The 12,758-nt window shown below is 73.1% G+C and carries 11 protein-coding genes; 8 read left to right on the top strand and 3 right to left on the bottom strand.

Features of this window, described 5'->3' with window-relative positions:
- Positions 1-11: 11 nt before the first annotated feature.
- From ABZ693_RS28305 to ABZ693_RS28295, 3 genes are all read right to left on the bottom strand, one after another.
- Positions 12-1,118, bottom strand: coding sequence for a sensor histidine kinase (locus ABZ693_RS28305; RefSeq protein ID WP_359882875.1), 1,107 nt, complete (start codon positions 1,116-1,118; stop codon positions 12-14).
- Positions 1,119-1,407: 289 nt separating this feature from the next.
- Positions 1,408-3,750, bottom strand: a complete 2,343-nt coding sequence (locus tag ABZ693_RS28300) for a TOMM precursor leader peptide-binding protein (RefSeq protein ID WP_359882873.1) — start codon at positions 3,748-3,750, stop codon at positions 1,408-1,410.
- Positions 3,747-4,088, bottom strand: a complete 342-nt coding sequence (locus ABZ693_RS28295; protein WP_359882870.1) for a hypothetical protein — start codon at positions 4,086-4,088, stop codon at positions 3,747-3,749. The genes ABZ693_RS28300 and ABZ693_RS28295 overlap by 4 nt, the downstream gene beginning before the upstream one ends.
- 268 nt (positions 4,089-4,356) lie before the next feature.
- Between ABZ693_RS28295 and ABZ693_RS28290 the strand changes: the two genes are divergently transcribed.
- The 8 genes from ABZ693_RS28290 to ABZ693_RS28255 all read left to right on the top strand — a co-directional run.
- Positions 4,357-5,151 (top strand): AfsR/SARP family transcriptional regulator, encoded by a 795-nt coding sequence (locus ABZ693_RS28290; protein WP_359882868.1) that lies wholly within the window; start codon positions 4,357-4,359, stop codon positions 5,149-5,151.
- 206 nt (positions 5,152-5,357) lie between these two features.
- Complete coding sequence (locus ABZ693_RS28285; protein WP_359882865.1) at positions 5,358-6,947, top strand: acyl-CoA carboxylase subunit beta; 1,590 nt, start codon at positions 5,358-5,360, stop codon at positions 6,945-6,947.
- A 495-nt stretch (positions 6,948-7,442) separates the two neighbouring features.
- Positions 7,443-8,711 carry a beta-ketoacyl-[acyl-carrier-protein] synthase family protein gene (locus ABZ693_RS28280; protein WP_359882863.1) on the top strand — a complete coding sequence of 423 codons (1,269 nt, stop codon included), beginning with the start codon at positions 7,443-7,445 and terminating at the stop codon, positions 8,709-8,711.
- Positions 8,708-9,970 (top strand): ketosynthase chain-length factor, encoded by a 1,263-nt coding sequence (locus ABZ693_RS28275; RefSeq protein ID WP_359882860.1) that lies wholly within the window; start codon positions 8,708-8,710, stop codon positions 9,968-9,970. Before ABZ693_RS28280 ends, ABZ693_RS28275 begins: the two co-directional genes overlap by 4 nt.
- 215 nt (positions 9,971-10,185) lie before the next feature.
- A complete protein-coding gene (locus ABZ693_RS28270; RefSeq protein ID WP_359882857.1) occupies positions 10,186-10,449 on the top strand; it encodes an acyl carrier protein in 264 nt (87 codons plus the stop codon).
- Positions 10,450-10,585: 136 nt separating this feature from the next.
- Entirely contained in the window at positions 10,586-12,403 is a 1,818-nt protein-coding gene (locus ABZ693_RS28265; protein ID WP_359882855.1) for an acyltransferase domain-containing protein, read from the top strand.
- Positions 12,400-12,636 carry a DUF6059 family protein gene (locus ABZ693_RS28260; RefSeq protein WP_359882960.1) on the top strand — a complete coding sequence of 79 codons (237 nt, stop codon included), beginning with the start codon at positions 12,400-12,402 and terminating at the stop codon, positions 12,634-12,636. Before ABZ693_RS28265 ends, ABZ693_RS28260 begins: the two co-directional genes overlap by 4 nt.
- Positions 12,558-12,758: hypothetical protein (locus ABZ693_RS28255; protein WP_359882957.1), on the top strand; the 201-nt coding region annotated here is incomplete at its 3' end. The genes ABZ693_RS28260 and ABZ693_RS28255, both read left to right, overlap by 79 nt.

Genomic DNA, 12,758 nt, shown 5'->3' with positions numbered 1-12,758 from the left:
CTCGGGCCTGTCTAGGCCACGGCGGTTCTCTCCGAGCCCGCGGAGTCGAACCCTCGTGACTCACCGTCGTTGCTGTGCGGTCTGACCGGTGCCCAGACTTCCAGCCGGTACCGGCCGTCCACCCCGAGCCCCGCCCGCACCCCGCCCCCTATCGCGGCGAAGCGGGTCCTCAGATTGTCCAGCCCGCTGCCACCGGTCCGCACCGAGAGCACGTCCCGCTGCTCGTGCGGCCGGTCGTTCGTCAGCAGGAGACGGGCGGTCTCGCCGTCCGACTCCGCCTTGATGGAGCAGAACCGCACGCGGCTGTGCCGCAGGATGTTGGTGACTCCTTCCCGCAGGGCGGTGGCGAGCACGGTGTCCACGACCGGGTGCAGCCTGCCGCAGGTCACGTCGACCTCGGCGCGGACGTCGGCCGCGGCGAGGACCGACTCGGCCGACTCGGCCTCCTCGGACAGCGACATGTCGCGGTACCCCCGGGACACCAGCCGTACGTCGGCCAGCGCCTGGCGCGCCACCTGGAGCAGGTCGGCGGTCTGCTCCCGGGCCTTGTCCGGGCGGGTGTCGATCAGCCGCTGGACCAGTTCCCCCTTGAGGGTGACGGCGGACAGGCTGTAGCCGAGCAGGTCGTGCAGATCGCGGGCGAAGCGCAGCCGCTCCTGCGTCACGGCCATGCGCGCCAGTTCCTCGCGTGCCGCGTGCACCTGGTGCACCAGGTCGGTCAGCCGGGTGAGGCCGTAGATGACGAGGCCGGTCAGGATGGTGGAGATGGTGAAGTAGACGACCAGGTCGGCCGTCGCGCCGGCCAGCAGGTTGTACACCGCGATGAAGACGACCAGCAGCCCGTAGCCCGGCCAGCCGTAGCGTGCGGGCAGGATGAGCAGCAGTGAGGCGGCGAACGGCCCCAGCATGCTGCCCCAGTTGGTGCTGAACAGCAGGAGCGGGGCGAGGGTGAGCGCCGCCTGGAGGAGCAGTACGGCCGCCTTCGTTCCGGTCGACCAGCGCCGGGAGCCGCCGGAGGAGACGGCCACCTGCACCCCGAACACCGCGATCACCAGGCCGACGCAGACGGCGAGTTGCCGAGCGGGCTGCTCGACCCTGACCACGTTGAGGATGGTCATGGCGGCGTAGCAGGACAGGGCGACCAGGATGACGGTCCGGGCCAGTAACGGGGCCGGCGGCTGGGACCGCGGTGACCGCGCGATTCCGGACGCGCCCTTCCCTGGCGGAACATCACCTTCCGCGGGCGCGTCCGGGGTGGCCGCTTCCGTCAAGAAGCCCGGCCCCGAAGGCTCTTGCATGCCATCACGCCTCGTCGGCATTGCCTCTCCTTGGCCGGGACAGTAGTGGCGAACCGCATGCTATGCCGTTCGGTTGGGCGCAGCCACTGCTTGTCTTCGGCGGCCGATTTCAGATGAAGAGCGGTATCGGGTTGAGTTCTTCGTACCGGGCCGGGCGGGTGCGCCGCCCGAGTCGTACCGGTGTGTCGTAGAGCCGGCCCGGGGCGAATCGGGCCCAGAAGTGCCGCATTCCCGGAACGATCACTTTCACCACGGGAAGTCCCACGTCGGGCCGAGTCTGGTCGAGGACGAGCAGGTCCATTCCGTGGGCGCGCACGAGCGCGTGCGCCGCTTCGATGTCGTCCCGGAGATTCCCCCGGGGGGTATATGTCCAGTGGTCCGGAATGCGCGGCGACTCAGCCGGATCAGGACAGAGGTATGGCTGATTCTCGATGGTTCCCGTATGCCACCAATCGAGGAGAGCACGATCCATCGCGCGGATTGCGGAGGAGTCGCTTTTCGGGGGCAGTAATTGGGCCAGCTCCGTCACCGCCCGGCGCAGCGCGAGGCGCGGATCGAAGTGCGCGCCGAAGCCGAACGAGACGGCCTCGGGCCCTCCTCGGGTACGGCGGGACAGCGCGGCCATCACGGGGATGCCGAAGTCCGCGGTCAGGTCGAGCACCCACAGCTCCCGGCCCGCCTCCGCGTACGCCCGCCGGGCCCGGGCGAGCCACGGTTCGTCGAACGCGTCGAGGTCCACCGCCGGCTGGCGGGTGCGGTTGTACCACCACAGCGCGACCGCGTCCCGCTCCACCAGCTCCAGGAGGCCCTGCAGGACGGCGTCCTCCGGACTGCTGCCGGCCGCGTTGCCGTTGGAGTCCGCCCAGGGTGCCGTGGGCACGCCCCCGGGCCCGGCGCCGAAGTACAGCATCGAGGTGGGCAGATAGCGGTGGGTGCCCTGGGTGAGCGACCACACCGGCGTCCACTCGGCGGGCGCCGCCGGATCGAACGGCGGGGGTACGTGCTGGAAGCCGGCGTGCCGTGCGTGTCGGTTGTTCCATGCCTCGCGCTCCCGGAACTGCCGGTCGGCGAAGAGCTGACAGGCGTTGGGGTGCAGCGCGGCGGCGCCGAGACCGGTGAGGGTGTCGCGGACCACCGGCTCGTCGCCCTGCCGGGTCCCGCAGTAACGTTCCAGCGCCTCGCACAGCGCGCCTACCTCGGCCTCCTGCGGCGTGGTCCCCTTCCCGCCGCTCTGACTACGCAGCCCGCCGCGCAGCCCGGCCAGCGAATGGGTGTCGCCCAGCGCCAGATTGCGCCCGGCGACGTACCGGTGCAGCCCCTCGGGACAGTCGGCCGCGGGCCGCAGCTCGGCGACGATCCCGGTCACTGGGTCGGCCAGGTGGCGGTAGCGCGCCAGCACCGTCTCGGCGCTGTGCGCCCGGTGGTTGCCGCCGACGACGTGCGTCCGGGGACTCGACCGTACGGTGAAGGGACGCCGTACCGTCTCCGCCACGAGCCCCGGGTCCCCGCAGGCCCCGCACTGGGGGCGCCGGGCGACCGGATGCTGCCGGGTCCGCAGCGTGCGGGTGTCCAGGACGCAGATCGCGCGCTGGCCCTCGTACCGCAGCCCGGCCACCCACTTCTCGGCCTCCAGGACGGCGGTGTGCAGGCCCATGGCCCGTACGGTCGCGAGCGACGCCTCCGGCACCGGCACCGTGCCCGACAGGCCGAGCGCGTGCAGGACGGGCGCCATCGAGGTCCGGTGGCCGCGCAGCCGGTGGGCCAGACACTCCCAGCAGGCCCCGTTCGGGTCCCCGAACACCGGCCCCACCCAGGTCTCCGCGCCGCACGGCTTGGCGAGCAGCCAGGCCCGGCCGGCGGCCCGGTGGCGGGCGTCGACCGCCGCCAGGCGCGGATCGAGGTAGTCGTCGCACAGCACGAGCGAGAACGCCGCCGCCGTGCCGGCGCGGCCGGCCGGCCACTCCGGATCCTCCTGCCGCGCCGGATCCTCGGAATCCTCCGGATCCTCCGGCTCGACCGTGCGCAGCCCGGCCGCCGCGCACTCCGCCCGGGCCGCCGAGGCGTCGATCCGGCCGAGCGCGATCACCTCCACCGGGGTCGTCTGGAGCGACGCGGCGGCGCTGCCCCCGCGCAGACCGGAGAGTTCCCAGTACCCCTCCGCCCCGGCGTCCACGGCCGGATCGTGGTAGCCGATCAGGTCGGCGCGGGCCAGTTCCGCGATCATCCGGGCGGCGGTGTCCGACGGCAGCGACCGCGCCGCCTCCTCAAGGACGCCGGTCAGGGTGCGGGTGCCGTCCAGCAGGGCCGCGAGCTCCTGGACCTCACGCCCCTGCAGGGCGGTCGTGCCCCGCTCCGACAGCAGGTAGACCGCGTCCCCTGCGATCGCCTCCACCCGCAGATGCCGCTTGAACCCCACCGGCAGCTCGTCGGCTCTGTGCCCGGAGGTGATCATGCAAGTGCTACCCGGACACCCTGCGCGTCCGCGTCGGCCCACGCGCCCATCGTGGTGGCGCATCCGAAGCATTCGTCGAACGCGACCGCCGGACCGTCCAGTTGCTCGATGACCAGCAGGCCGGCCGAGCCGCCGAACACCGGCTCGGCCGGGGCCAGGCCGAAGTCGGCCAGGGCGGCGACCGGGTCGCTGGTGTAGCGCTTCGCCAGCTCGGCCTCCAGCTCGGACAGGGCCGTCAGCAGGGCGGAGCGGTCGTCGGGGGAGCCGGGGGAGCAAGGGGCGGCGGGGGAGCCGGGGCGGGTGTTCGTGACCGGCGTGGTGCGCGGGGTGACGTTCACGGGAGATCCCCTCCTGGAAGGTCGGCGGATTCGCGCCTCATCGGCTCGAATGCGTCGGGTTTGCCGAGTGCCAGGATTCTGCGTCGAGCCGGGGTGGACCGCACAGTGCGGGGCTCACCAACGGGGTATGACATTTTCACGCCCACCCTCGTGACCCGCTCACTGGGAGGAAATCGCCGCTGGTGCGAGGCTCGACCCATGCTCCGGACCCGTGCCGAATCCCGGTGCCGGACCGGCCTCACAGTTTCAGGAAGTGGAGGGCGCGATCATGGAAATCACAGTATTGGGACCACTGACGGCCCGCGTGAACGGGGTCTCCGTCGTCCCCACCGCCGCCAAGCCGCGCCAGATCCTGTCCCTGCTCGCGCTGCAGGCGGACCGGGTCGTGACGGTGGCGACACTCATGGAGGAGATCTGGGGTGAGGACATCCCGCGCAGCGCGGCGACCACACTCCAGACGTACATTCTGCAGCTGCGCCGCAAGATCGCGGCCGCTCTCGACGGCGACCCGACCCGGCAGGCCAAGGACGTGCTGGTCACCCGGCACGGCGGCTACCTGCTCCAGGTGCGCCCGGGCCAGGTCGACGCCCACGAGTTCACCCGGATCACCGCCGCCGGGCGGGCCGCGTACGAGGCCGGCGACTACCACGCCGCGTCCGAACTCCTCGGCGGCGCCCTGGACATGTGGACGGGCAGCGCGCTCGTCGACGTCCGCGTCGGCACCGTCCTCGAACTCGACGTGCTCCGCATGGAGGAGGACCGGATCGCGGCCCTCGAACTGCGGGTCGACGCCGACCTGAGGCTCGGCCGGCACATGGAGATCGTGTCCGAGCTGCACGTCCTGGTCGCCCGGCACCCCATGCACGAGAACTTCTGCGCCCAGCTGATGACCGCCCTGCACCGGTCCGGCAGCGCCTGGCGGGCCCTGGAGGCGTACCAGCGGCTGCGCGAGACCCTCGTGGACGAGCTGGGTCTCGAACCCTCCGCCCGGCTGCGGCGGCTGCACCAGGCCGTGCTGTCGGCGGACCCGGCGCTCGACCTGCCGGTGACGGCCGCGGGCTGACCCGCGCGTACGGCCGGCCGCACGGTCCCTCCGTACGTCCCTCATCGGTACGGCCCCCGGTACGCTCCCCCGTACCTCCAGTCGTACGCCCATCCGTACGCCCATCCGTACGTCGAGCCGTACGCGGTCCAGGGGCCAACCGGCCCTGACGGGACCGTCGTTCGGCCCTCCAGCCCGTCTCAAGCCGCCGTTCCTACGTTCGGCCGATGACGATCCTCGACGACCTCACGGTCACCCAGGCCGCTCCCGACCTCCGTCGTGCCACCGCCGAACTCCGGCGGCTCAAGGAGGAGGTGAGCCGGGGGCCCGACCCCGCGGCCACCCGGCGGCAGCACGAGAAGAACAAGCTCACCGCCCACGAGCGCCTGGAACTCCTCTTCGACGAGGGGACGTTCACCGAGATCGAGCCGCTGCGCCGGCACCGCGCCACCGGCTTCGGCCTGGAGGACAGGAAGCCGCACGGCGACGGCGTCGTGATCGGCTGGGGCCTCGTCCACGGCCGGACCGTCTTCGCCTACGCGCACGACTTCCGGGTCTTCGCCGGCGCGCTCGGCGAGGCGCACGCCCAGAAGGTGCACAAGGTGATGGACCTCGCGGAGGCCGCCGGTGCCCCGCTGGTCGGTCTCAACGACGGGGCGGGAGCCCGCATCCAGGAGGGTGTCACCGCGCTCGCCGGCTACGGCGGGATCTTCCGCCGCACCGTCGCCGCCTCCGGGGTGATCCCGCAGATCAGCGTGATGCTCGGCCCGTGCGCGGGCGGCGCCGCGTACGCCCCGGCCCTCACCGACTACGTCTTCATGGTGCGCGAGACGGCGCAGATGTTCATCACCGGACCCGACGTGGTCCAGGCGGTGACCGGCGAGAAGATCACCCACAACGGACTGGGCGGCGCCGACGTCCACGCCACCGCCTCGGGCGTCTGCCACTTCGCGTACGACGACGAGGCCGACTGCCTGGAGGACGTCCGCTTCCTCCTCGCCCTGCTGCCGTCCAACAACCGCGAACTGCCGCCCGCGGCGCCCTGCGAGGACCCCGTGGACCGGTGCACCGGCGCCCTCACCGAGCTGGTGCCGGCCGACCCGGGCCGCAGCTACGACATCCGCCGGGTGATCGAGGAGATCGTCGACGACGGCGAGATCTTCGAGGTGCACGAGGCGTGGGCGCCCAACATCGTGTGCGCGCTCGCCCGGCTCGGCGGCCACACCGTCGGCATCGTCGCCAACCAGCCCGCCGCGCTGGCCGGCGTCCTCGACATCCACGCGAGCGAGAAGGCCGCCCGCTTCGTCTCCACCTGCGATTCGTTCAATGTGCCGCTCGTGACCCTCGTCGACGTGCCCGGCTTCCTGCCCGGCGTCGACCAGGAGCACAACGGCATCATCCGGCACGGCGCCAAGCTGCTGCACGCGTACTGCAACGCGACCGTGCCCCGGATCTCGCTCGTGCTGCGCAAGGCGTACGGCGGCGCGTACATCGTCATGGACTCCCGTTCCATCGGCGCCGACCTGGCCTTCGCCTGGCCCACCAACGAGATCGCCGTGATGGGCGCCGAGGGCGCGGCCGGGGTCGTCTTCCGCCGCGAGATCGCCGCCTCGGCCGACCCGGAGGCCACCCGCGCCCGGCTCATCGACGCGTACCGCACCGAGCTGATGCACCCGTACTACGCGGCCGAAAGAGGCCTTGTGGACGACGTCATCGACCCCGCGGACACCCGGCGGATCCTGATCCGCTCGCTGGCCATGCTGCGGACGAAGCGGGCCGAGGTCCCCGCGCGCAAGCACGGAAATGTCCCCACGTAGGCCCGTGGGCCGGGACGCCGGCGCGCGGGCCCTCCAGCGGGCTGCCCGGCGGTCTCTCCAGCGGGCTGTCCGGCGGGCTCTTCAGCAGGCTGTTCCCCGCGCCGGCCTGCGGGTTTTCTGGCGGGTCCGGCGGTGGGCCGCGGGAGAACGACAGGTCCACGCACACACGAGTACCGGTCTAGCGCACAGATGTTCCATGAAGTCACCGGAAGCGGCAGTGACTCCACCGGCAACGGCACTCCGTCACGAGCGAGCGGCTGACCGGTCCGGCCGGCCGGAGAAGGACCCACCCCGCGCTTTCTCCGGCCGCCGCATGCGAATCGGTGCAGATGCCGGCGCGGCCCTCCGCGCGGATTTCGGTGCGGACTTCGGTGCAGACATCGGGTCCGTTTCAGGTCAGCGATGAACACGACGAAGGGATCGACAGTGAGCCCCACAGCGTCAACCGGCCGGTGTGCGGCGCCGCACCCGGCCCCGTCGAAGGCCAGGTAGACCATGCGTAGAGTCGCCATCACGGGCTTGGGCGTCGTGGCTCCCGGTGGGGTCGGTGTCAAGGCGTACTGGAACCTCCTCACCGAGGGCCGCACCGCCACCCGCACGATCTCCTTCTACGACCCCTCGCCCTTCCGCTCCCAGGTCGCCGCCGAGGTCGACTTCGACCCGGCCGCCGCGGGCCTTACCCCGCAGGAGATCCGCCGGCTCGACCGCGCCGCCCAGTTCGCGGTGGTCAGCACCCGCGAGGCACTGGCCGACAGCGGCCTCGACCTCTCCGCGTACGACCCGGGCCGCGTCGGCACCTCGGTCGGCAGCGCGGTCGGCTGCACCACCAGCCTGGAGCGCGAGTACGCGGTCGTCAGCGACGGCGGCCGGAAGTGGAACGTCGACCACGAGTACGCCGTACCCGAGCTGTACCGCCACTTCGTGCCCAGCTCCATCGCCGCCGAGGTCGGTCAGGCCGCCGGCGCCGAAGGCCCCGCCGCCGTCGTCTCCACCGGCTGCACCTCCGGCCTCGACTCCCTCGGTCACGCCGTGGAACTCATCCGCGAGGGCACCACCGACATCATGATCGCCGGTGCGACCGAGGCGCCCATCTCGCCGATCACCTCGGCCTGCTTCGACGCCATCCACGCCACCACGCCCCGCAACGACACCCCGGAGAGCGCCTGCCGGCCCTTCGACCGCACCCGCAGCGGACTCGTCCTCGGCGAAGGCGCGGCCATCCTCGTCCTGGAGGAGCTGGAGTCCGCCCGGCGGCGCGGCGCCCACGTGTACGCCGAGATCGCCGGCTTCGCCTCGCGCTGCAACGCGTACCACATGACCGGACTCAAGCCCGAGGGCATCGAGATGGCCGAGGCCATCGACGCCGCCCTCGCCGAGGCCCGGCTCGCCCCCGGCGCCGTCGACTACATCAACGCCCACGGCTCCGGCACCAAGATGAACGACCGGCACGAGACCGGCGCCTTCAAGCGCAGCCTCGGCGAGCACGCGTACCGCACCCCGGTCAGCTCCATCAAATCGATGATCGGCCACTCGCTGGGCGCCATCGGCTCCCTGGAGATCGCCGCCTGCGCCCTGGCGATGGAGTACGGCATCCTGCCGCCCACCGCCAACCTCCACGAGCCCGACCCGGAGCTCGACCTCGACTACATCCCGCTGACCGCCCGCGAGAAGCAGACCGACGTCGTGCTCAGCGTGGGCAGCGGATTCGGCGGATTCCAGAGCGCCATGGTGCTCGCCCGCCCGGAAAGGGGAGCCGCCGCATGACCGCCTCCGGATCGGCGGCAGCGCCCGCCACGGCGTCCGTCACGACGTCGCCCACCGTGGTGACCGGCCTCGGCATCGCCGCACCCAACGGCCTGGGCACCGAGGACTACTGGAAGGCCACCCTGGCCGGCGAGTCCGGCCTCGGCCCGGTCACCCGCTTCGACGCGACCCAGTACCCGTCCCGGATCGCCGGCGAGGTCCCCGGCTACACCGCCGAGGAGCACATCCCCAGCCGGCTGATGCCGCAGACCGACCACATGACGCGGCTCGCCCTGACCGCCGCCGACTGGGCGCTCGCCGACGCCGGCATCGACACCGGCGAGCTGCCCGAGTACGGCATCGGCGTCGTCACCGCGGCGTCCGGCGGCGCCGTCGAGTTCGGCCAGCGCGAACTGCAGAACCTGTGGAGCAAGGGCAAGGAGTACGTCAGCGCGTACCAGTCCTTCGCCTGGTTCTACGCGGTCAACACCGGCCAGATCTCCATCCGGCACAAGCTGCGCGGCCCCAGCGGCGTGCTGCTCACCGAGCAGGCCGGCGGCATCGACTCCCTCGGCCACGCCCGCCGCCACCTCCGCAAGGGCTTCTCCGCCGTCGTCGCGGGCGGCGTCGACGCCGCGATCTGCCCCTGGGGCTGGGTCCCGCAGATCGCCTCCGGCCTGATGAGCACCGCCGACGACCCGGCCCGCGCCTACCTGCCGTTCGCGGCCGAGGCCCGCGGGTACGTGCCCGGCGAGGGCGGCGCCATCCTGGTCCTGGAGAGCGCCGAGGCCGCCGACCGGCGGGGCGCCGGGCACCGGTACGGCGAGATCGCCGGGTACGCCGCCACCCTCGACCCGGCCCCCGGCAGCGGCCGCCCGGCCGGTCTCGGCCGTGCCATCGAGAACGCCCTCGCCGACGCGGGCCTCACCGCCGGGGACATCGACATCGTCTTCGCGGACGCCGCCGGGGTCCCGGACCTCGACCGCGCCGAAGCGGCCACCCTCACCGCGCTGTTCGGCGTGCGCGGGGTGCCCGTCACCGCGCCGAAGACGATGACCGGACGGCTGCTCGCGGGCGGGGCCGCCCTCGACGTCGCCACCGCGCTCCTCGCGCTGCGCGACGGCGTCATCCCGCCCACCGCGCACGTCACCGCCCCGGCGCCCGAGCACACCATCGACCTGGTCACCGAGGCCCGCGAGGCCGACCTGCGCACCGCGCTCGTCCTGGCGCGCGGGCACGGCGGCTTCAACGCGGCCCTCGTGGTGCGCCGCGCCTCCTGACGGGGACGCGGGCAGCCGGCGGGACGCGGAACCGCAGCCGTACCCGCCGGGTCCCCGATCCTCCCGATCCGTGCCGACCGGGCGTACGTACCCGCGTGCCCATCAGACGTACGCACCGGACCGGACCACGATCCGACGACTCCACGTCCCTACGACCCACCCAGGCCGGCCACCCCGGTCCTGCCAAGCGCACCACCGAGAGGACGGTACCGACCATGACGACCACTTCGACCGCCACCGTGACCCTGGCCGACCTGACCCGCATGCTGCGCGAGAGCGCCGGCGAGGAGGAGGGCATCGACCTCGACGGCGATGTCATCGACACCCCGTTCATGGAGCTGGGCTACGACTCCCTCGCCCTGCTCCAGGTCATCGGCGAGATCCAGCGCGAGTACGGCATCGAGATCCCGGACGACGCCGTCGTCGACGCCGAGACCCCGGGCGCGCTCCTCGCGCTCATCAACGCCGGCCGTCAGTAAGGACGCCGTCTGAGCCGGCCCCGCGCGCGGCCGCCCTGCCTCACGTCCCCCGCGGGCAGGGCGGCCGTTGTTCTGCCCGGCTCCCCTTTTCCGTACACACGAGCGCGGCCGAAGCCGCAGCCCACGAGGAGGGAACATGTCACTCACGTCCCACAGCGCGGTGGTGCGGCGGCTGATCGTCAGCCCCGGCTCCGCCCCGCGGCAGCCCGCACGGGTCGTGGCCTCGGCCGCGGGCGTCTCGGTCGTCCTGCGCGCCTTCGGCCGTTCCCCGGAGGAGCTGCCGGCCCGTACCGTCGTCCTCATCGGCACGGATGCGGACGCGGACTCCGGTACGGGCGCGGATTCCGTGCCCGGTGGCGCACTCCCCACCGAGCACGAGGGTTTCACCGTCCGCACCGTCGGCGGCCCGGGCCAGGTGCTGCGCCGCGCCCACCAGGAACTGCACGAGGGCACCGCCGACCTCGCCCTGGTCGCGGAGTTCGGCGCCCCCGACCCCCAGACGATCACCGTGTACGCGGTCAAGCGCGCCGCCGAGGCCGTCGCGGACGGCGACACCGTCCTCGGCATCCTGGACATGTTCGCCCCGGGCGACGTCGCCCCGCCGCTGCGCCCGCTGTGGCAGCCCCCGCGCGGCACCGACCCCGACCGCCACCGGCTGATCCTGTGGTCGGGCCGGGACGCGGCCGACGAGGCGCGGGTCCGCGAGGAACTGCTGCCGATGCTCAGCGGGGTGCACCGGGAACGGTTCCCCGCGCTGCCCGTCACCGTGCCCTGCGGCACCGCGCCCGGACCGGTCCGGGGCGCCGCCGTGGCCGTGTCGGCGCTCGCCTCCCGTACGGTCCACCGGGCCCGCGCGGCCGACGCGTCGCGCCCCCGGCCCATCGCCCTGATGTTCCCGGGCCAGGGGTCCCAGCACGCGGGCATGGCCGCCGGCCTCTACCGCCGCGAGCCCGTCTTCACCGCCGCCGTCGACGCGGTCCTCGCCCACCTGGGCGAGGAGGGCCATCTGATCCGCGCCGACTGGCTCGACCCGAACCGGGCGACGATCGGCATCGACGACGTCCGCCGCGCCCAGCCCCTGCTGTTCGCGATCGACTACGCGCTCGGCCGCATGGTCCTCGGCTGGGGCGTGCGCCCGGTCGCCGTCCTCGGGCACAGCGCGGGCGAACTCGTCGCGGCGACCCTGGCCGGGGTCGTGTCCCTGCGGGACGCGGTCGAGATGGTGCGGGCCCGGGTCCGGGAGGCCGTGAGGATCCCGGCCGGCGGCATGCTCGCCGTCGCCGCGAGCGAGGAGCAGCTGCTCCCGTACCTGACCGGGGACGTCGCCATCGCCGCCGTCAACGCCAACCAGCAGGTGATGCTGGCCGGTTCGCAGGGGCCGCTGGACGCCGTACGGGACCGGCTGAAGGCCGACCGCTTCACCGCTGTCGCCGTGCCCGCGTCCAGCCCGTTCCACTCCCCGGCCATGGCGCCCGCCTCCGACGCCGTCGAGACCGCGTACCGGGACATCCCGCTGCGCGAGCCGCGGCTGCCGCTCTACTCCGGCTACACGGGCACCCTGATGAGCCCCGAGGAGGCGCGCAGCCCGCGCTTCTGGGCCCGGCAGATCACCGACACCGTGTACTTCCGCGATGCCCTGGACGAACTCCTCGCCGCCGACGACGTGTTGCTGGTCGAGGTGGGCCCGCGGCAGACCCTCACCGCGTTCGCCCGCCGGCACCGTTCGGTACGGCTCGGCGCCGGCGCGGTCGTCCCGCTCCTGCCGGCCCGCCGCGGCACCCTGGAGGCGGACCGCCAGTCGGTGCTCACCGCCGCCGCCCGGATCTGGACCGAGGGCCACGACCTGGACCTGGACGCGGTGTCGCGGCTGTGGACCTGGGGCACCGGACGGCCCACGTCGCCCGCCGAGGACGCGGACATCGCCGTGGCCGCCCGGGAGGTCCTGCACGCATGAGAGACGTGGTTCACAAGACCGTCCGCGGGATCTACTCCACGCTGCTCGCGGCCGGGTGGGTCTGGCTCGGCATCTCCACGATCGGGCCGCCTGTGCTCATGGGCACCCCGACGCGGCGGCTCGACGAACCGCCCGCCGGCCATCCGGAGCGGCTCTGCCCGCACATCCCCCTGTCCAGTACCGAACTCGCGCTGCAGCGACAGCTCGCGGCACCGATCAAGGAGCGGGAGTGAAGGAAACACGCCGCCTGGAACGCGTGGTCATCCGCTTCGCGGGTGACTCCGGCGACGGCATGCAGCTCACCGGTGACCGGTTCACCTCGGAGACGGCGTCCTTCGGGAACGACCTCTCCACG

This window comes from Streptomyces laurentii (assembly GCF_040635425.1).
Taxonomy (GTDB): Bacteria; Actinomycetota; Actinomycetes; order Streptomycetales; family Streptomycetaceae; genus Streptomyces; species Streptomyces laurentii.
Note: the sequence above shows the minus strand (reverse complement) of the source record. Positions and strands in the feature narration are given on the sequence as shown.